This window comes from Rheinheimera tilapiae (assembly GCF_042432165.1).
In the GTDB taxonomy this organism is placed as follows: Bacteria; Pseudomonadota; Gammaproteobacteria; order Enterobacterales; family Alteromonadaceae; genus Pararheinheimera; species Pararheinheimera tilapiae.
In genome coordinates this window covers 793,647-814,089 of the sequence record NZ_JBHLXP010000001.1, presented here as the reverse complement: position 1 = coordinate 814,089, position 20,443 = coordinate 793,647, and the positions used below count along the sequence as shown (strand labels likewise).

Below are 20,443 nucleotides of genomic sequence, written 5' to 3'. Positions count from 1 at the left end.
ACCGATCTGGCGGTGGCCTTGTTATCTGCCCGAATAGACGGGCGATGCTCCTCTGTCTGCGGTTTTCCACAAACATGAAAACTGCGGGTCTGAAGTCGTGGGCCACACAGCGCTGCCTGTGCCAGTGAGACAGGCGAAGGAATACAAGGCCGGAGGACGTCAGGCACAGTTCGGTGTTACGAACCATGCAAATGAAATATTGTATTACAATATTAATAAACTAAGATCTGGGTTGCTGTAAAGAGATCAAAGCGGGAATTTTTCGATGACAGTGCGGTGGGTGTCCTGGGAATATCATGCGTACGGCGGCGCTTTGCTTGCCGGCTCCTACGATCTGCGGATGGATCGGTGGGTGTCCTGGGAATAGTCTCCTGGGAATAGTCTGACGGCCAGCACGCCTTGCTTGCCGTTACCTACGATCTGCGGACGAATCGGTGGGTGTCCTGGGAATAGTCTGACGGCCAGCACGCTTTGCTTGCCGTTACCTACGATCTGAATAAGATGAATAGGTAACGGCCTGACTGGCGTTATTTCACCGCGCGCAGATGGAAAATCTGACAAGCACTGCGATTGGCCGGCGCCTGGGCCAGCGCTGTGTTATCGGCGAGGCCGCAACTGGGTAGATCAAGCACCTGCTTGCTGTAAGCGTTGAGCAAAACCCAACCCCCACCCGATTGCGGTTGTAGCTGCCAACGCGCGGTTTTCGCCGCACAGCTGCTCTGCTCCAGGGCTGCGCCCGGCACGACAGCATCATCCCTGATCGCAAGACAAAGTTCAGGCTGCTGCAATGATTTCAACTGCACACTGCCATCCGGGCCTGCTGCGCCACCCGCTGTCGCGACTGGGGCAATGGTCGCTTGCCATTGCTGGCAAGATCCAGCACGCCAGCCTTGCTGCGTCACCCGATCTTTTGTTTCAGCACTACACCCCGCAGCACTCAAGACTTTACCAGACTGCTGACTGACCACAGCAAACACCGCGTCAGGAACTAGCTGCCAGGGGCCGCATTGGGTTTGCCCGCTGCCACAACGCAGCTCGGCGGCATCAGCCTGATTCGTCAGCGTCAGCCAGCCATCAGCGGCCGCTTTCAGTTGCCACTGCTGGCTTAATTCATCACGCCACGGCTGTAACTGCTGGCTTCCAGGCTGTTGATCAGAACCGGCGCCCAGCACTTTATCTGTTGCTTTGTCCAGCAAACGCACGGCATCGGTCGCCATCGCATCCGGTTGCCAGCGGTTTGCCGTCTGACAGGCGCTGAGTTTGGTCTGGCCTTTGTCGTCAACTGATAAACATTGGCCGGAGTTTTTGTCGCGTAACTGGTAAGCCAGCCCCTGTACTTTGCCCACGCGCGGGCCTTGTTCGCCGGAAGGCCGCGCCACCTGAACACCGGGTGCCAATGGTTTGCCAAACTGCGGGAAGCCTTGCTTATCCATATCAAATTTCTGCGCCCGCAGCGAACGGGTGGCGCCACAGCCCTGACTGGCTTTGTCATTGCCGTGGTAAATCAGCCACTGCTCTTTGCCATCCGGTGATTTGAAAAAACCGTTATGCCCGGGACCAAACACTTGCTCAGTCCGGCTAAACACCGGCTGGTCGTGTTTTTTCCAGTGCGCCGGGTTCAGCGCATCCTCGCCGACCAGCTCCAGCAAGCCGAGTTTATAATCCGGCGTGTCACAAAAACTAGCCGAGTAAGTGACAAAAGTCCGGCCCTGATAGGTCAGTGCGGCAGCACCTTCTGTGACTTTGCGCCCACTGGTCTCCCAGTCGAGCACAGGCCGGGTCAGCACCTGATGCGCTTTGCCAGCCGTTAAGGTCCAGGGATTATCCATCTGCGCAATCAGATTGAGCTGTTCGTCGCCCTGCCACTGCGAATACAGCAGGTAGAGTTTGCCGTTGTGTTGCAGATAACTGCCGTCGATGTTCCAGCTATCCGGCATCATCGCCGCTTTGTATTGGTAAGGCCCCATCGGATCATCGCCGGCGCTTTCCAGCACGTTCAGATGCTGATGATCTAAAGTGCCGTCTTGCCCGGCGGTATACATCAGGTACCAGCGATAACCATTCGGGCCTTTGAGCCGGTGAAATTCAAATGCCCAGAAATTGCAGCAGCGTTTTGGATCTGTATCTGACCAGACATACACCGGCGTCGCGGTCGCAAGGCCCGCCAGCGTCGGTGATTTACGCATCACCAGCTGCGAGGTCCAGGTCGTTGTCGTCAGATAATAGTTGCCGTCGAAATACTCCAGCCAGGGATCTGCGCCATTTTCAAACAGCGGATTGGTAAAAGCACCGGCAGCTGCTGCCGGTATGGTCGTTGCCGGACTGGTGCTGGCCGTATTGGTCTCGGCTTGCGCCAGTACTCCAAGCGCCGAGACGCCGAAACTGGTCGCCACCAACAAAGCACTCAGGGGCAGCAGTAAGTGTTTCATCCGTTACTCCTTCGTCGCTTGCGTGCTGAAACGATAGACAATCCGGCTCTGATAGGTTTGACCCGGCTCCAGCACTGTGGATGCAAAGCCTGGCTGATTGGGCGCATCCGGGAAATGCTGCGGCTCTAAGCAAAACCCGCTGCGATGCCGATAAGTCTGGCCCTTGCCTGTGAGCGTGCCATCGAGAAAATTGCCGGAATAAAACTGCACGGCGATGTCGTCGGTCAGCACTTCCAGCACGCGGCCGCTATTAGGCTCCAATACCCTGCCCGCAAAGACCAGTTGCGAGTCAGGGCTATTTTTCAGCACAAAGTTATGGTCATACCCCAGGCCGAGTTTAAGCTGTGCATCTTCAGCGGCAATATCGCGGCCAATGGCTTTGGCGCTGCGAAAATCAAAGGGAGTACCGGTCACATCCTGCAACTCGCCGGTTGGAATTAAGCCTGCACCGACCGGAGTGATCCGATCCGCCGGGATCATCAGTTCATGGCTAAGAATATCGCCGCCGCCGGCCAGATTAAAATAACTATGCTGCGTCAGGTTCACCACAGTGGTTTTGTCGGTCGTGGCGACAAAGGTCATCTGCAGCTCGTTACTGTTGGTGAGCCGGTAAGTCACCTCCACCTTCAGCGTACCCGGATAACCCTGATCCCCATCGGGGCTGACCAGACTCAGCACCACACCGACCGCATCTTGCTGTTGAAAGGTTTTCGCATCCCAAAGCTTTTTATCAAACCCCTGCACACCACCATGCAGGTGATTGGCGCCATCATTGGTTGCCAGCTGATAGGTGGTGCCGTTTAAGGCAAATTTGCCAGCGGCGATCCGGTTACCATAGCGGCCAATAATGGCACCAAAATATGGGTTGTTTTCGACATACTGCGCCAGGTTGTCGTACCCCAGCACGATATCTGCGAACTGGCCTTTTGCATCCGGCGTGACCAGGCGGGTAATGATGCCACCATAATTAGTCACATCGAGCGCAACACCATTGGCATTGGTTAACTTGTATAAACTGACTTCCCGGCCGTCCGCCAGTTGGCCAAAACTCTGGTGTTGGATTGAAAGCGTCATAGCGGTAGTTCCGGCTAAAGTGGCGGTCGGGGTTGGGATTGCGGCGTTACCTGGCGCAGGCGCCGGACTACAAGCCGTTAATTGCAGGCAGATACAGGCGCTATACAACAGCGGCGCTGGCGTCCATCGCTTGAAAATCTTCATGATCACACCTTGTCTGGTTCGTTTGTTTTTGTATTGTAGTTTTATAATACAATTAACCAGTTCAGTACAAGGGGCTACAGCGTTTTATTCATCGCCGTGCTGCGCTATCGGAGGGCTAGCGCAGCAGCATGCCGTTCTGTACCAGAATACAGTCCATGCCTGCGGCGGCGGCGGCTTGTTGGCCAATCGCCGTATCCTCAAACACGACACAGTGCTCTGGCGCGACACCAAGCTGGGCCGCCACTGTTAAAAAGGTTTCGGGATGTGGTTTGCCAAAAGTAACATCAGTGGCCGTCACCACCGTATCGACCTGAGTCAGCAGTCCGGTTTGCGCTAGCATTTTCAGGGCGTGAGCTCGGTCGGCCCCGGTGCCAATGCCGATTTTTAACCGGCCACGATAATACTGCAGCACTTCGACGGTGGCCGGGATCAGCGTTGGCACTTCATCGAGCTGCTCCCACAACTCGCGTTTGAGCCGCGCCACGGTTTCGACATCATGCGACAAGCCATATTTTTCATTCAGCAGCACCACGGTCTGATCCGTGGGTACGCCGCCAAGGCTATGCATATAGGCCGGGTCAAACGGATAACCATAGCGCTCGCACGTCTGACGCCAGGCAATACCATGGCTGCCCATCGAATCGATTAAAGTGCCATCCATATCAAAAACGATGGCCTGATAAGCGGATAAATCCAGCATCGGTACTCCGGTCAAATTGCGATTGTTGTTATCAAACAGCGCTGAGTTATCAAACAGCGCTGCAGCGCCATAAAAAACAACAGGCCCGCAGGCCTGTTGTTTGTCTGAGAGCCGCGGCAATGCCGCAGACTATTACAGTCCTTGTTTCAGGAAATAATAAGCAGAGCTCTGCCGCAGTTCGTTTTTCAGCTGACGGATATTAGTGGCATCATCGATGATCACCGTTTCCACGCCGGCCATTTCGGCAAAATCGACCACCATGTCCGTCGTCACCGCCTGGCTAAACACGGTATGGTGGGCCCCGCCCGCATGGATCCAGGCCGCAGCCGCCACGCTTAAGTTTGGCTTAGGTTCCCATAAAGCAGACGCCACTGGCAACTCTGGTGTGCCTGCCGGCGGCACAACGGTGTCCACTTCATTGATCAGAATACGGAAGCGGTTGCCTAAATCAATCGGCGAGACGTTAATCGCCGGGCCTGGCGCTGCACTAAACAGTAAACGGGCAACGTCACATTTCACACCGATAGTATGACGATGCACTTCCAGCCGTGGTTTGGCGGCAGCAATGGACGGGCATACTTCCAGCATGTGCGCACCCAATACCTGGTCGCGGCTGCCAAAGTTATAGGTGTAGTCTTCCATAAAAGAACAACCACCGGCGCGGCCCTGCCCCATCACTTTCATGATGCGTACCATGGCCGAGGTTTTCCAGTCGCCTTCGGCGCCGTAACCATAACCCTGAGCCATCAGACGCTGCGTAGCTAGACCCGGTAAACCGGTTAAACCCGCCAGGTTTTCAAAGCAGTTGGTAAAGGCTTTAAAACCGCCTTTTTCCAGGAAAGTGCGCATGCCCAGTTCGAGCCGCGCTTCGTTTTTCAGCATCTGCAGCGCGTAATCATCAGTAAATACGGCCGGCGCAATCTCATAATCCTGCCGGTACAAGTCGAGCTGGCTGATGATGTCACTGTCAGACACGGCGTCGACCACAGCCACCAAATCGGCCAGGCTGTAAGCATGCACTTCATAACCAAACTGAATTTGCGCTGCGACTTTATCGCCTTCGGTCACTGCCACCTGACGCATATTGTCGCCAAAGCGGGCAATTTTCAGCGAGCGGCTTTCAGCCCAGCCCAGTGCAGCCCGGCACCAGTCGTCCAGTTCCTGCACCACGGTCGGATTTTGCCAGTGACCCACCACCACTTTGCGTTCTTTGCGCATCCGGGTGCCGATAAAGCCAAACTCACGGCAACCATGGGCACTCTGGTGCGTGTTCATATAGTTCATGTTGATCTCAGCCCATGGCAGCTCGGCATTGAACTGAGTGTGTAAATGCAGGAACGGCTTGCGCAGCTCATTGAGGCCAGCGATCCACATTTTGGCCGGTGAGAAGGTGTGCATCCACAGCACCAGACCGACACAATCAGGGTTGGCATTAGCCTGCTGGCAGACGGCGAAAATCTCTTCCGGGCTTTTCACTGTTGGTTTCACTACCAACCGCACCGGCAATTTGCCGCTTTGGTTGAGGCCAGCGACGATAATTTCGCTATCCTGCGCCACCGTTTGCAGCACTTTAGGGCCATATAAATGTTGTGAACCGGTGACGAACCAGACTTCTTTGTTACTCATCATCTTCAAATTCCTCTTGGCTGCGGCCGGCTCAAGCCTGACCGTAATAAGCGTTTTTGCCGTGTTTACGGAAATAGTGTTTGTCCATCACCGAACGCGCTAACAGATCGCCCTGTGGCGCCAGCGTGCGGGTTAAAAAAGCCATCCGCGCAATTTCCTCGAGGATCACTGCGTGATAGACGGATTTCGCTGCATCTTTGCCCCAGGTGAAAGGCGCATGACCGGCAACAACGACCATCGGAGCCGCTAGCGGGTCCCGGTCGGCGAAGGCGCGCACAATTTGCACGCCGGTTTCTTCTTCGTAGTCGCGTGCCACTTGCTCAGCACTCATCTCTGCAGTACAAGGCACTTCGCCATAGACAAAATCGGCGTGGGTGGTGCCGAGGCAAGGGATCGCTAACTTGGCCTGTGCCCAGGCGGTTGCATGGGTGGAGTGGGTATGGGTCACGCCGCCAATCGTGGCGAAGTGGCGGTATAAATGGGTATGGGTTTTGGTATCTGAAGATGGCCGCAAAGTGCCTTCAACAATCTGATTATCCAAATCGACAATCACCATGTCGTCGGCGCGCATGTCTTCATAAGCCACACCGCTCGGTTTAATGGCAATCACGCCTTTGGCACGGTCGACTTGCGACACATTCCCGAAGGTATAAATCACCAATCCGCGTTTTTGCAGCTCTAAATTGGCCTCAAATACTTCGCGTTTTAATTCGGTATAGCTCATACAGCCCCCTGACTTTCCACGGCAACACTGGCATTCACAAAATCGCCAAGCTGCTGATATTGCTTATATAAACGGTCATAAACTGCGGCTTTGACTGCATTAGGCTGATAGGTCTGACACACCGGTGAAGCCATAACGGCCTGCGCTGCTGCAACAGTAGGGAACACGCCGCCAGCAACTGCGGCAAAGATGGCAGCGCCCAACGCACAGCTTTGTTCACTGTCGAGCACGGCGATCTCGCAGTTCCAGACATCGGCACAAATCTGCATCACCAGTGGCGATTTTTTCGAGATGCCACCAATAACGACAATGGAATCGACCGGCACGCCCTGTTCACGGAAACGTTCGGTAATAGCGCGGGAACCGTAGGCGGTGGCCTCGACCAAAGCGCGGAACATGTGCGGCGCCTGGCTGCCCATTTTCAGGCCGCTAATGGCCATGGCCACCCGTTGGCTGGCATCCGGCGTACGCCGGCCATTGACCCAGTCCAGCGCGGTGATACCGGTTTGTCCCGGCGTCAGCTTGGCAGCTTCCAGCGACAAAGCCGGAATGATCTGCGCCTGCAAGGCTTCCAGTGCCGCAGGCGTCAGAGATTGACCTAACAATTGCAGCGGAAAACTCAGCAGGTCGCGAAACCATGCATATAAATCACCAAAAGCGGATTGCCCTGCTTCGAGGCCAATCATGCCGGGCAGCACTGAGCCGTCGACCTGACCACAGATCCCACGTACCGGCTTGTCGGCCAGCAACTCTGGGCTTGCCACTGTAATATCGCAGGTGGACGTTCCCATCACTTTGGTCAGCACGCCGGGCCGCACATTGGCGGCGACCGCGCCCATATGGCAGTCAAAGGCGCCATAACCGATAGCGATGCCACGGGGTAAACCGAGGCGCTGCGCCCACTCCGCACACAAGCGGCCGGCCGTTTGATCGGATGTACGGGTGTCAGCGTTCAGGCGGGTAGCGAAACCGTCCAGCACAGGGTCAATGCCGGTGAAAAATGCATTGGGCGGAAAACCACCCCAGCGTTGATGCCACATCATTTTGTGGCCGGTGGCACAGCGCCCCATGACAAAATCAGCGGGAGCTGTGGTATCGGTCAGCACTGCCGTGATCCAGTCGCAGTGCTCAACAAAGCTATAAGCCGCAGCCCGCACAGCAGCGTCCTGGCGTAACACGTGCAGCGCTTTGGCCCAGTACCATTCGGATGAATAAATACCGCCGATAAACTGCAGATAATTCGGCCCGACAGCGCGTGCAGCATAATCATTCGCCGCAGCGGTAATTTCTGCTGCTTCGGCGACGGCAGTGTGATCTTTCCACAGCACAAACATCGCATTTGGGTTTTGCGCGAATTCCGGCAATAAAGCCAGCGGTACCCCGGCACTATTAATAGCGACCGGCGTAGATCCGGTCGTATCCACACTGAGCCCCACCACTTTACTGCTGCTGCCGGCCGGCGCTTGTTGCCATAAGGCCTGCAACACCTGCTCCAGACTATCCAGATAATCCTGCGGATGCTGACGGAACTGGTCACGGCCCGGTTCACAATACAAGCCCTGACTCCAGCGCGGGTAATGCACCACAGCGCTTGCCAATTCGCGGCCGCTGCTGGTATCCACCAGCAAAGCCCGGACCGAGTCCGAGCCATAATCAATCCCAATTACATAAAGCGACATAAGTACCTTTCTCTGTCAGCATCGACATCACACATCATTAATTGTATGATAATATCACCATTTAATGACTGTAAAGATCATATAAAAATATATTTTGATTTTCACTGATATTTTTTCGTTATGACTTAGCAAATATAAGGTGTACAGCATTGAAATCAGCGTCATCCCATGCAGGAGTAGCGCTCAAACACAGAGTTTTCAGGCCGTTTTGCCACAATTAAATATGATAAATGAGGAAGTTATGTCAGACCAATTGAGCCAGTTAAAGCAGTTCACCACTGTCGTCGCCGATACCGGTGACTTTGCCGCCATTCAGCTGTATCAGCCACAAGACGCCACGACCAACCCATCGCTGATCCTGAAAACAATTGAACAGGCGCAATACCGCCATCTGGCGGCGGAAGCCTTACAGTGGGCCGCAACAACGACCGACGGCGATGCACGCATCACACTGGCAGCGGACAAACTGGCGGTGCTGATTGGCCAGCAGCTGATGGCACAGGTACCGGGTTATGTGTCCACTGAAGTCGATGCACGCCTGTCTTTTGATACGATGGCGACCATTGAAAAAGCGCATCAATTGCTGGAGCTGTATCAGGCACAAGGCTCAGATACCAGTCGGGTCCTGATTAAGATTGCCGCAACCTGGGAAGGGATCCAGGCGGCCCGCGTCTTGGAACAACAAGGCGTACGCTGCAACCTGACGCTGATTTTTAGCTTTGCTCAGGCGCGCGCCTGTGCCGAAGCCGGCAGTTATCTGATTTCGCCTTTTGTCGGCCGGATCCTCGATTGGTACAAAAAGCAGCAACCGGCGCAAGATTTCAGTGGCGACCAAGATCCCGGTGTGCAGTTTGTCCGCCGCGTTTACCACTATTTTAAAACCCATCGTTACCCCACCATCGTGATGGGCGCGAGTTTTCGCAATAGCGAGGAGATCCGCCAGCTGGCCGGCTGCGATCGGTTGACGATAAGCCCAGCCCTGCTACAGGAACTCGCCGACAGCACAGGCCCAGTGCCGCGCCGGTTACATGCCGAGGTCCCGGCTGAAGAGACTCCGTCGACCTTGACTGAAGCACAATTCCGCTGGCAAATGCTGGAAGACCAAATGGCCAGCGACAAACTGCAGGAAGGCATCCGCCAGTTTGCCGCCGACCAGCAGAAACTGGAGGATATTCTGCGAGGGTTGTGACGCTGCTCTTGGCTTTGTCGCTGCGCAGGCTTTGCCCTGCGGGCGGCTTTGCTCTATGTACTCATTTTTGCTTGCAGCCGCTAGATCGCCTAGCAAAGATTTCACCTGACGGTGAGCCTATTTCTTTTATGAATGGCTGTGCCATTCATCCTCCGGGCCAGCTAAAGCTGTTCAATCGGACTTTGTCCGATTGTGTCTTGCCAAAAGAAAGGAACTCACCGTCAGGTGAAATCTTTGCTAGACGGTCTCGCCGCACAGGCAAAAATGATTAAAGAACAACGCCGCCCGCTAGGGCAAAATGCTAGACCAGCAACTGCTGCGCAGCAGCCACAATATTCTCCACGCTAAAGCCAAAATGTTGCATCAGCGCCGGGCCTGGTGCTGATTCACCGAAGCTGCGCATGCCGATGATAGCGCCGTCGCGGCCGGTGTATTTGTACCAATAATCCTGATGCGCTGCTTCAATCGCCAGGATTTTGCTGCCTGCCGGCAACACCGTGGCCTGATAAGCAGCATCCTGAGCATCGAACACATCGGTGCTTGGCATCGACACCAGTCTTACCGCCGTCCCCGCTGCAGCCAATTGCTGATAAGCCTGTAACGCCAGCCCTACTTCGGCGCCGGTCGCCAGCAGAATTAATGCCGGCACTGCCTGTTCACCGCTCTGCGCCACCACATAAGCGCCACGGCGGATCAAATCGACATCCAGATCTTTCGGCACCACCGCCTCGGTATTTTGCCGGCTGAATACCAGCGCAGTCGGGCCATGCTTGCGTTCGAGCGCATGTTGCCAGGCCACAGCCGTTTCGGTGGCATCGGCCGGCCGCCAGGTCGATAAGTTCGGCGTCAACCTGAGGTTAGGGACTTGCTCGACCGGTTGGTGCGTCGGTCCATCTTCACCCTGCGCAATCGAATCGTGGGTATAAACAAAAATACTCTGGATCCCCATCAGCGCCGCCATCCGCACAGCATTGCGGCCATATTCCATAAACATCAGGAAAGTGCCGCCAAAAGGCACGAAACCACCATGCAGCGCCACACCGTTCATGATGCTGTTCATACCGAATTCGCGTACACCGTAATGTAGATAGTTACCGTCGGCATGTTGATGCAGCGCTTTGGCTGCAGGCCATAAAGTCAGGTTGGAACCGGCTAAATCGGCCGAACCGCCGAGAATTTCCGGCATCATCCCGGCAAAGACGCCAATACTATTTTGCGACGCTTTGCGGGTCGCCATCGTCTGCGCTTGCTGCTGACAATCGAGGATATGGCCGCGCGCAACGTCGGCAAACTGCGGCGGTAACTGTCGATCCAGTACGCGGCGGCTGAACTCTGCGGCCAGCTGCGGGAAGCGGCCCTGATAGTCCTGCCATAGCTGTTGCCAGACTTGTTGCTTGGCGACGCCTTTGGCACGCTGATCCCAAGCCGCGGCGATCTCGGCCGGGATCTCAAACGCTGGCCAGGGCCAACCGAGTTGGGCGCGCACTGCGGCGACTTCGGCCTCACCTAAAGGGGCGCCGTGGCAATCATGGCTGCCGGCTTTATTCGGCGAACCAAAGCCAATCACCGTTTTGCAGCAAATCAGCGTCGGCTGCTCGGGATTAGCCTGCGCCTGACGGATCGCATCCGCAATCGCCGCAGCGTCGTGGCCGTCAACCGCAGGGATCACCTGCCAGCCATAGGCCGCAAACCGCTGTGGCGTGTTGTCGCTAAACCAGCCTTCAACATGGCCATCAATTGAGATGCCGTTATCATCCCAAAACGCGATGAGTTTCCCAAGCTTAAGCGTACCGGCGAGCGAGCAGGCCTCATGCGACACCCCTTCCATCAGGCAACCGTCGCCAAGAAAACAATAGGTGAAATGGTCTACAAGCGGAAAACCCGGCTGATTGAATTGTGCAGCCAGCGTCTTTTCCGCAACGGCCATACCAACCGCATTAGCGATCCCGGCGCCCAGCGGGCCTGTGGTCGTTTCAACGCCTGGTGTATAGCCATATTCCGGATGGCCCGGAGTTTTCGAATGTAACTGGCGAAACCGTTTCAATTCGCTCATCGGCAGGTCATAGCCGGTCAGATGCAACAGCGCATACAGCAACATAGAGCCATGACCATTCGATAACACAAAACGGTCGCGATCCGGCCACGACGGATCCTGCGGGTTGTGTTTTAACACGTCACGCCACAGCACTGTGGCAATATCGGCCATGCCCATTGGCGCACCTGGGTGGCCTGATTTAGCCTGTTGTACTGCATCCATGGCCAGTACGCGGATTGTGTTCGCCAGCTGCCGTGGCGATGTTGTTGCATGCATGATGTCACCCATTGTTAGCATTTCACATTATTAATATTGTAATACAATATAAGATTGCAACGACAAAAGAAAGCCTGCGACAGCCATAACAACTGATACAAATGCTAATCGAAGACGATACGTCCTCAGCTTTTACAACTAGGCAGCTCAGCCAGCTTTTTGCGAAAAAATCGAAACAATATCATGGGTTTTTCATCAGTTTTACCTCAGGCAATGCGTTAGGATAAGCAGCACTGAACGCCGGAACAGCCGGCAGTCGCAAAACGGAGTAATAACGATGGATCTGTGGCAATGGCTGACGCTGGCAGGTGCGGTGATGCTGTCCGGCATCTCAAAGACCAGCTTTGCCGGCAGTTTGGGGCTTTTAGCCATGCCGTTGTTATTACTGGCTTTTCCGGCTGACCGGGCATTGGCACTGCTATTGCCCGTGCTGATCTTATGCGATGCATTTACGTTGCAAAGTAGCTGGAATAAGTGGGATTTGACTGCCCTGCGCTTTTTATTGTTGCCGGCCATTATCGGCATCGTTGCAGCCAGCTTTGTATTGTTGCTGGTGACTATCCAGCAATTACAGCTGTTTATCGGTATCGGTGCGACCTTGTTCGCCCTGCGTTATTTTTATGGCAATGCCGATTTACGTCTGTTTGCCGGCGCCAAAGCCGGCATCAGCCTGGGCTTTATCAGTGGCGTCAGCTCAACGCTGCTGCACGCCGGTGGCCCGCCGCTATCTCTGCACTTATTGGCCCGCCAACTGCCGCCGGTCAGCTATATCGCCACCAGTGCGGTGTTTTTTGCCGTGTTGAATCTGCTGAAAGTACCGGCTTACTGGCTGACCGGTCAGTTTGACCCGGCCGATATTCTGCGTGTTCTGTACTGCACGCCGCTGGCATTTATCGCCGTGCAGGCTGGCGTCTGGGTGCAGCGCAACCTGCCACAACAGTATTTTATCCGCTTGTTATATTTGCTGTTATTACTGAGTGGCCTGGCGATCACCGCCGGTGCATTAAAGTCTTAAGATTTAAATACTATTTCGCAGTGACCAAGGAAGTGCCGATGCAAAAACAATGGTTAAACCAATACTGGAGTCAGGGGATCCGCGCGATGCCACCGCGGGATGTGCACGAACATCACCGCGCCTCAACGCCGCTGGAGCTGTTGTTCGATTTAGTGGCGGTGATTGCCATCGCCGCAGCCGCCGGCGAGTTACATCATGCCGTTGCGCATGGCCACGCGCTTGAGGGCGCCGGCAAATTTGTCTTAGCTTTTTTCGCTATTTGGTGGGTCAGAGCACCTTATAGCTTAATAAGCGAACAGCAGAGCTGCCTGCAAGCGCCTCAGGCAAGGCGCAACAGCGAAGGAATAGTGGTGCTCTTTCGAGCTGTGGCAACGCCGCATGAGGCGCTTGCAGGCGCTCCCGTACGGGCGATAGCAGAATGACCGCATGCGGCGTTAGATTTTCTCGCTTTAGAGCCACTAAAGCTTCGCAAATCTGCCTTGCCTGCGGCCATTCTGCTTATCGCTGCTGCCGCTTTATTAAACTATAAGATGCTCTCTATGAACTTCAGCTGGTTCGCCTCCGCCTATGACAATGATGATGCGATTTTCCGCCTGTTGACGATGGGACTGATGATGGGATCGCTGACCATGTCTGCCGGTATCGCGCCGTTTTTCCAGCAGGGGGATCTGCAGCTGATAGTGCTGGGCTTTGTCTGGATGCGACTCTGCATGGTGTTGCTGTGGCTGCGCGCGGCCCGCCATCATCCGGCGCTGCGTCGCACCACACTGACTTATGCGCTCGGGCTTGTGCTGGTGCAGTGTTATTGGGTCGGTCTGATGCTGGCACAACCGCTGTCTTTGCCGGTGTTGTTGTTGCTGTTTGCTTTTGGCACTTTGCTGGAACTGGCGGTGCCTGCCATCGCTGAACGTCAGGGTGTTACGCCGTGGCACCGCCACCATATGATGGAACGCTATAGTTTACTGAATTTGATCGTGCTTGGTGAAACCTTGTTAGCCGGCTCTGTTGCGATTAGTCAGCTGCAGCAGCTGGCGCAAAGTACAAGTGGCTTCTTGCCCTTACTGACGCTGGGTCTGGTGCCACTGTTGGCGATGATCCTGTTGTTTAGTCTGTGGTGGCTGTATTTCTCGCGTGAAGAACATTTGCAGCAACAAAATCTGCGGATGGCGCTGACCTGGGGTTATGGTCATCTACTGATTTATGCTGCAGGCGCTGCAGTGGGTGCCGGTATTGCCGTGCAGGTTGACGTGCTTACCGGTAAAGCGCACATCAGCAGTATGGTCGCCACAGGTGCGGTGGCATTGCCGGTCGCCCTTTACCTGTTTGGCCTCTGGCTGGTGCGCGACCGTTTTGTCTTTGCTGGCGCCAGCCGTTATTTACTGCTGGGTTTTGCCGTTGCCTTGCTACCCATCAGCCTATTTGCAGCGGGGTTTGGCCCGGTTGCCGGGCTACTGTGCATCACCCTTTTCACGCTTTTGGCCGTGTTGCTGCGCAGCAGTCACGCCTGTTGTCAGGCCCATCATTTATCAGTCACCGGAGTAGAATAATGAGTAACTTAACCCCAATGAATTCAGGTAATTGTGCCGGCGACTGCACCGAAGATTCAGGCTGTGGCGCTATTTTAAAAGTCATCCGGCCACGCGAAAAAGACCTTGGTGGTTTTTCCGTACGCCGGTTGTTGCCAGTCGCCGGCCAGCAGATGGTCGGGCCCTGGATCTTCTTTGACCATATGGGACCGGCATTTTTTCCGGCGGGCACTGGCATCAATGTGCGGCCGCATCCACATATCAATCTGGCAACGGTGACTTACCTGTTCGAAGGTGAAATTCTACACCGTGATTCGCTCGGCAGCCTGCAGCCAATAGTCCCCGGCGATATCAATCTGATGGTGGCAGGCAAAGGCATTGTGCATTCCGAGCGTGAAAGACCGGAAGTGACGGCAGTAGACCATCAGCTGCATGGCCTGCAACTGTGGCTGGTATTACCGGAAGCCGACGAAGAAACAGAGCCGGCATTTTATCATTACCCGGGCGCCCAGATCCCGACGGTCAGCGTCAATGATGTGCAGGTGCGGGTGATTATGGGTAGCGCTTATGGCCAAACGTCACCAGTACAACAATTTGCCCAGACGCTGTATATCGAAGCCCACCTCAAAGCCGGCCAATGTCTGGCGCTGCCACAGGCAGCGGAGCGCGCGCTGTATGTCGCCAGTGGCCAGATCCAGCTACGTGACGACCAGATTGACCAATACGAGATGGCGGTCTTAGATGCCAACACTATTGTGACCATTCACGCTAAAACCGATAGCCGCATCGCCCTGATTGGCGGTGAAGTCATGGCCAAACGCTTTATCGAATGGAATTTTGTGTCAAGCAAACGCGAACGCATCGAACAAGCCAAAGCCGACTGGCAACAAGGCAAGTTCCCGACCGTGCCCGGCGATGAAACTGAGTTTATTCCGTTGCCATGATGACGTCAGATCTACGCAGCATTGACTGGATCGTTTGAGCGAATTATGGAAATTCGGTTCAGATTGTCTAATGCTGTGACGGGTATCGCATACCGGGTATCGCATACACGGTGCAATTCGCAAGCTCATTGCACCCTACCCCAACAAAGACAAACGTAGGGTGGGTAGAGCGAAGCGAAACCAACCGGAAACAGGTATCGCATAACGGGTATCAAAGGTGCAATTCGCAAGCTCATTGCCCCCAACCTCAACAAAGACAGACGTAGGGTGGGTAGAGCGAAGCGAAACCAACCGGAAACAGGTATCGCATAACGGGTATCAAAGGTGCAATTCGCAAGCTCATTGCACCCTACCCCAACAAAGACAAACGTAGGGTGGGTAGAGCGAAGCGAAACCCACCGGAAACAGGTATCGCATAGCGGGTATCACGGTGCAATTCGCAAGCTCATTGCCCCCTACCTCAACAAAGACAGACGTAGGGTGGGTAGAGCGAAGCGAAACCCACCGGTTGTCGCACAACGGTTGTCGCACTACGGTTGTCACACATCGGTACTGCTAAAGTCCGCAATTGGTCCAACTCTGTCGCCGCTGCGTATCCAGCGTATCGCCCACTAACCTGCGTTTGCCCATGTCCGAAAAATTTAGCCCAGCCGACTTATCCCGTATTATCGAAATGGCATGGGAAGATCGCACGCCGTTTGAGGCAATTGAACTGTTATATGGTCTGAATCAACACCAGCTGATCAAGCTGATGCGACGTGAACTGAACGCTGGCAGTTTCCGCTTATGGCGCGCCCGCACCAGTGGCCGCAGCACTAAACACCTGGCACTGCGCTCACCGGAGATCAACCGCGGCTATTGTCCAAGTCAATACAAACGCTAAGCGGCCACTCGCCGCCAGCGCCATAAATCGGCTACTATTGGCAAATGTTCTGTCGTCCATAGGCAAGCTCCTATGCGTAACATCACCTGCTTTATTCTGCTAACGCTGTCGCTTAGCTGTGGCTTTCATCTGCAAGCAAATACTGATGAGAAATGGAGTGAGGAGCGCTGTGCTCAGCTCAACCAGTCAGACCCCGCGACACCGCAACTACGACAACAACATTGCGCTGAAACTGTAGCAGCACCGGCCAATGTTATGCCGGTGCAACTGGATGTCCAGTTGGACAAGCCAGCCGCTGTAACCGAGGCGCCGGTGCCAGCCCCTCTGCAACGGGTACAGCACAACAGCACGCTGGAGACGCTCGGCAGTGCGATGTTGCTGGTTTTAGTCGGTTTTTGGTTGTGGATGGGGCGCAAATAGCAGCGCCCCATTGGTCAGGTTATTAAGCAAAAGACCTGCGCTTTAATGTTTTGAAGCCGGCGTCAGATTCGCAATAGTCGACGCCACTGTATTGGCCACCGATTCAATTTTTTCTTGTGAATCATAGGCTTCGTTAACCAAGGTCAAGCCGTTACCAGAAAAGTTGCTGGCATTTTTCATTCTGTCGAGCACGTCATGTGTCAGCTTCATGTTACGTTCCACGACTCGTTCAATCTCGATAGTCGAAGCGCTGGTCCGCGCCGCCAAATTCCGCACTTCGTCGGCTACAACGGCAAAACCTCGCCCTTGGTCCCCTGCTCTGGCAGCTTCAATGGCTGCATTTAGCGCTAACAAATTCGTTTGTTCAGCGATGGACCGGATCGTGGTCACAATTGCAGAAATCGCTTTAGATTCGGTATCAAGTTGCGCGATTGAGCCAAAAGCATGTGCTACCTCTGACGAAATCGATTCTGAATTCTGTAAGACCGATTGCAACAGCATTTTGCTTTTGTTCTGCCACAGACACTGTTTGTTTTGACGACTGCAACGCCATATTCGCGACTTTTTGCACGTCTTGTTCATGGGTTACTTTGTCGCTAATGTTGCTGGCAAACTTAATGACCTTCACGACTCGGCCGTTGTCGTCAAAGATCGGATTGTAGGTCGCTTCCAGCCAAATCGTTTGACCGGCTTTGTTCACCCGTTCAAACCGGCCACTTTTAAATTGGCCACTGGCCAGCTCAGCCCAAAACCTGGCATTGTGCGCCAGATCAGCTGTGGTGCAGAACATACGATGATGCTGGCCGACGATTTCTTGTAGCTTGTATTGCACTGTATACAGAAAATTACTATTGGCCCGGACAATAGTGCCGTCTGGCTGAAACTCGATCACCGCCAGAGATTTATCAAGTGCATTGATGATGGCTTGCTGATCTTCTGCCTGACGATATTCTTCGGTCACATCTGAGGCAAATTTCACCACCCAGCGCACCTTGCCATGCTCTTTGACGGTGAAGTAATTTGCTTTCAACATGATGGGCTGGCCATCTTTTTTATATCTGGTGAAGGTGCCAGGCTGCGCGATGCCCCGACCAAGCTGGCGCCAGAACTGGCTGTACTCTGCCGTATTGACATCAGACGCCGCACAAAACACCCGGTGATGCTGGCCCAGCAATTCATCTCGTGTGTAGCCCAGCATGGTTAAAAATAACGGATTGGCATCAACGAACTGACCATCCGGCGTAAACACACACATCGGTGCTTCCTGGTGGACAGCGCTAAAAAACAAATCCTCAAGAGTTGCTGAAGGGGCTTCGGCTTGCTGTTTCTGACGACCAAAGATGTTGCTAAACATAGTACTACCTCACCAGAATAAGTTGTATCAGCAGAAAGTTGTTCGATGCCTGTGCAAAACAACTCAACAGTATTGGGTGATCCGCTAAAAAAGGGGCTCCATCCCGGAGCCCCGGTCACGACTACATCGACTTCCTTCGGCCCCCCAGCTTCCGGTCGGTGATGTATCAGCGAACGCATGAACAACAGGCGGCCAAATTAGAGGGTGGCCACCTGAAGTGATATTCAGTTAGACGATAAAGCGCACGACCAGACTGTTGAGGTCCACTGCCAGACGCGACAAGTCATGTGCAGCCGCGCTGGTCTCGTGCGCGCCAGCCGCGCTTTGTGTCGCTAAATCGCTAATATTAATGATATTGCGATCCACTTCACGCGCAGCTTTGGATTGTTGTTCCGCGGCGCTGGCAATAATATGGTTGCTGTCACTGATGCGATTGATCTGCGCGGCAATCATGTCCAAGGCATCACCCGCCTTGTTCGCCTGGTCTAAAGCCATCTCAGCTTTGTCCCGGCTATGTTGCATCGAAGCAACAGCAGCCTGTGTACCACCGCGGATGTTTTGTACCATCAGCTCGATTTCTTTGGTCGAACTTTGAGTGCGGTGCGCCAGCGCCCGTACTTCATCAGCCACGACGGCAAAGCCTCGACCGGCATCACCAGCCCGCGCCGCTTCAATCGCTGCGTTCAGTGCCAGTAAGTTCGTTTGTTCAGCGATAGCCCGGATCACATCCAGCACTTTGCCAATATGCTGCGACTGCTCCGCCAGTTCGCCAACCAGACCGGCACTAATCGCCATGTCTTTGTTGATATCCTTGATGGCTGTCACTGTCTGTGCGACTTGTTGTTTGCTGACTTGTGTATTGTGAGCAGACTGAGTCGACGCTTCTGAAGTTGCCATGGCCGTCTGTGCGACTTCATCCACCGCAGCACTCATTTCGGTAATGGCTGCAACAGCTTGCTGGATCTCATCATTTTGCTGAGTCATCCCAGCCGCGGCGCTGTCGGTTACGGTATTGAGCTCTTCCGATGCGGATGCCAGGGTTTGCGACGACGCCACGATATGCCGGATAGTTTCGCGCAGGTTTTGCTGCATGGTCCGCATCGATTCGGCCAATTCCGCTATCTCATCTTTGCCGCTGACTTCAATCGATTGGGTTAAATCACCGCCGGCGACTTTCTGCGCCAGGCGTAACGCCCGCCGCACCGGGATCACGATGCTGCGGCTTAATACCACTGATGCAACCGCCGCCATCGCTAAACTCACCAGCACGATCCCTATCACATAGCTCCAGCTGTGGCCGTAGCTTTCTTCTGACAATTCGGCCTGCTCTGTTGCGTGCCTGGTGATCATCTCATTGAGCTGCAATAGTGCTTTGGCCATCTCATTTGCCGCATCAGCCAGGCCGGTATTGGCTAAAGTCGTCGCTTCCTGATGGCGATTCGCGTCTACCAGCGTCGCGACCTCTGTTTTCAGCTGGCTGTAACGCAAAAAAGCACTGCCGAACTGGTCGTAACTTGCTTGTTCACCTTCAATGGAAATCAACGGCTCATAAAGCTGGCGGGCATCTGCGATGTGCTGATTGATTTCTTTAATTGTATCTTTGGCAACCTGCAGCTCACTGTCGTTCTGCGCAATCAGCAAGCGCAGCGTAAACACCCGCATCCGCATCACATTCAGATTCAATGCCGCCAGATGCTCCAGACTCGGGATCGTGACTTTATCTATTGTTTCGGTGATTTTGTGCATCGAGTTCATGCTGTATAGGGCAAAGGCGCCTTGGATCAACAACAAGATCCCGAGGAACGCAAAACCTATCGTGAGTCGCACACCTATCCTGACATTTTGTAACTGCATGACTTCAACCTCGTTTGGGGGGAACGAATTTTGGCTGTATCGTTGCTAACCGCTGACCATAAATCTAAAGGACAATTGAGACACTAGCAACAATTGAGACGTAATTAAATCGTTTAAGCTTTTTTATCAATCGCTAAAATTGGCAGCAATTTTGTACATAAAGGACATTTGAGACATGACTAAGGAGGAAAATTCTGCTGAAACAAAATCTGGGTTACTTGCATCTGACTATCCATTGTCTGCGTATTCTGCTTACTGTCAGGCCGATCTTTGCCTGGTGCACTAAGATGAGTGTAGTCTCAGTTACGGAAACACTAGTTCGGGAATGCTGGAAATGCAAAATTTGATCGATGCAAAACAACTGATGAAGGTATTCAGCAAAGTAGAACAACAAGGAGCGCCAGCGCAGACGCCTGTGGGCAATGGATTTGAGCTGGCCGGCATGCAGGTGGCAACCGGCTTTGATGGCTATGACCTATATTTCTTTGCTGAAGGCGTCAGCCTCACTTTAGGTTTTCACCAGAAATATCATATCGATGCACAAAACGAGCAGCAGATAGATCAGTTTATT

At 54.0% G+C, this 20,443-nt stretch carries 17 protein-coding genes and 1 pseudogene; 8 read left to right on the top strand and 10 right to left on the bottom strand.

The genetic code is table 11. The features are described 5' to 3' along the window. Positions 1 to 527: 527 nt before the first annotated feature. The 6 genes from ACFFJP_RS03390 to ACFFJP_RS03365 all read right to left on the bottom strand — a co-directional run bounded on the left by ACFFJP_RS03390 (position 528) and on the right by ACFFJP_RS03365 (position 8,376). The gene (locus ACFFJP_RS03390) at positions 528 to 2,429 is read right to left on the bottom strand and encodes a family 43 glycosylhydrolase (RefSeq protein ID WP_377240523.1); all 1,902 of its coding nucleotides are present in this window, start codon (positions 2,427 to 2,429) and stop codon (positions 528 to 530) included. Positions 2,430 to 2,432: 3 nt separating this feature from the next. Beyond that, positions 2,433 to 3,647, bottom strand: coding sequence for an aldose epimerase family protein (locus tag ACFFJP_RS03385; protein WP_377240521.1), 1,215 nt, complete (start codon positions 3,645 to 3,647; stop codon positions 2,433 to 2,435). A 115-nt stretch (positions 3,648 to 3,762) separates the two neighbouring features. Continuing rightward, a complete protein-coding gene (locus tag ACFFJP_RS03380) occupies positions 3,763 to 4,347 on the bottom strand; it encodes an HAD family hydrolase (RefSeq protein ID WP_377240519.1) in 585 nt (194 codons plus the stop codon). 132 nt (positions 4,348 to 4,479) lie between these two features. Further along, entirely contained in the window at positions 4,480 to 5,976 is a 1,497-nt protein-coding gene (gene araA, locus ACFFJP_RS03375; RefSeq protein WP_377240517.1) for an L-arabinose isomerase, read from the bottom strand. A gap of 28 nt (positions 5,977 to 6,004) precedes the next feature. Next, positions 6,005 to 6,697 carry an L-ribulose-5-phosphate 4-epimerase gene (locus ACFFJP_RS03370; protein ID WP_377240515.1) on the bottom strand — a complete coding sequence of 231 codons (693 nt, stop codon included), beginning with the start codon at positions 6,695 to 6,697 and terminating at the stop codon, positions 6,005 to 6,007. Continuing rightward, positions 6,694 to 8,376 carry a ribulokinase gene (locus ACFFJP_RS03365; protein WP_377240513.1) on the bottom strand — a complete coding sequence of 561 codons (1,683 nt, stop codon included), beginning with the start codon at positions 8,374 to 8,376 and terminating at the stop codon, positions 6,694 to 6,696. Before ACFFJP_RS03365 ends, ACFFJP_RS03370 begins: the two co-directional genes overlap by 4 nt. 241 nt (positions 8,377 to 8,617) lie before the next feature. On the opposite strand from ACFFJP_RS03365, the gene tal reads away from it, so the two are divergent. Continuing rightward, positions 8,618 to 9,565 carry a transaldolase gene (tal, locus tag ACFFJP_RS03360; RefSeq protein WP_377240511.1) on the top strand — a complete coding sequence of 316 codons (948 nt, stop codon included), beginning with the start codon at positions 8,618 to 8,620 and terminating at the stop codon, positions 9,563 to 9,565. Positions 9,566 to 9,866: 301 nt separating this feature from the next. Here tal and tkt read toward each other — a convergent pair whose 3' ends face one another. Next, complete coding sequence (gene tkt / locus ACFFJP_RS03355; RefSeq protein ID WP_377240509.1) at positions 9,867 to 11,876, bottom strand: transketolase; 2,010 nt, start codon at positions 11,874 to 11,876, stop codon at positions 9,867 to 9,869. A gap of 277 nt (positions 11,877 to 12,153) precedes the next feature. Between tkt and ACFFJP_RS03350 the strand changes: the two genes are divergently transcribed. The 6 genes from ACFFJP_RS03350 to ACFFJP_RS03325 all read left to right on the top strand — a co-directional run bounded on the left by ACFFJP_RS03350 (position 12,154) and on the right by ACFFJP_RS03325 (position 16,664). Next, the gene (locus ACFFJP_RS03350; RefSeq protein ID WP_377240507.1) at positions 12,154 to 12,891 is read left to right on the top strand and encodes a sulfite exporter TauE/SafE family protein; all 738 of its coding nucleotides are present in this window, start codon (positions 12,154 to 12,156) and stop codon (positions 12,889 to 12,891) included. A 38-nt stretch (positions 12,892 to 12,929) separates the two neighbouring features. Next, positions 12,930 to 13,313, top strand: a complete 384-nt coding sequence (locus tag ACFFJP_RS03345) for a low temperature requirement protein A (RefSeq protein WP_377240505.1) — start codon at positions 12,930 to 12,932, stop codon at positions 13,311 to 13,313. Between the two features lie 117 nt (positions 13,314 to 13,430). After that, a complete protein-coding gene (locus tag ACFFJP_RS03340) occupies positions 13,431 to 14,438 on the top strand; it encodes a low temperature requirement protein A (RefSeq protein ID WP_377240503.1) in 1,008 nt (335 codons plus the stop codon). Between the two features lie 17 nt (positions 14,439 to 14,455). Continuing rightward, complete coding sequence (locus ACFFJP_RS03335; protein WP_377243350.1) at positions 14,456 to 15,361, top strand: pirin family protein; 906 nt, start codon at positions 14,456 to 14,458, stop codon at positions 15,359 to 15,361. 628 nt (positions 15,362 to 15,989) lie between these two features. Continuing rightward, the gene (locus tag ACFFJP_RS03330; RefSeq protein ID WP_377240501.1) at positions 15,990 to 16,244 is read left to right on the top strand and encodes a TIGR03643 family protein; all 255 of its coding nucleotides are present in this window, start codon (positions 15,990 to 15,992) and stop codon (positions 16,242 to 16,244) included. Between the two features lie 72 nt (positions 16,245 to 16,316). Then, entirely contained in the window at positions 16,317 to 16,664 is a 348-nt protein-coding gene (locus ACFFJP_RS03325) for a hypothetical protein (RefSeq protein WP_377240499.1), read from the top strand. A 42-nt stretch (positions 16,665 to 16,706) separates the two neighbouring features. On the opposite strand, the pseudogene ACFFJP_RS03320 reads toward ACFFJP_RS03325, so the two are convergent. The 3 genes and pseudogenes from ACFFJP_RS03320 to ACFFJP_RS03310 form a co-directional block, all read right to left on the bottom strand. Next, positions 16,707 to 17,090 (bottom strand): annotated as a pseudogene (locus tag ACFFJP_RS03320) (methyl-accepting chemotaxis protein); the annotation flags it as partial. Next, positions 17,083 to 18,018, bottom strand: coding sequence for a PAS domain-containing protein (locus ACFFJP_RS03315; protein ID WP_446686817.1), 936 nt, complete (start codon positions 18,016 to 18,018; stop codon positions 17,083 to 17,085). The pseudogene ACFFJP_RS03320 and the gene ACFFJP_RS03315, both read right to left, overlap by 8 nt. A gap of 228 nt (positions 18,019 to 18,246) precedes the next feature. Further along, on the bottom strand, positions 18,247 to 19,872 hold the full coding sequence (locus tag ACFFJP_RS03310; protein ID WP_377240497.1) for a methyl-accepting chemotaxis protein: 1,626 nt from the start codon (positions 19,870 to 19,872) through the stop codon (positions 18,247 to 18,249). A 334-nt stretch (positions 19,873 to 20,206) separates the two neighbouring features. Between ACFFJP_RS03310 and ACFFJP_RS03305 the strand changes: the two genes are divergently transcribed. After that, positions 20,207 to 20,443: DUF3081 family protein (locus ACFFJP_RS03305; RefSeq protein WP_377240495.1), on the top strand; the 237-nt coding region annotated here is incomplete at its 3' end.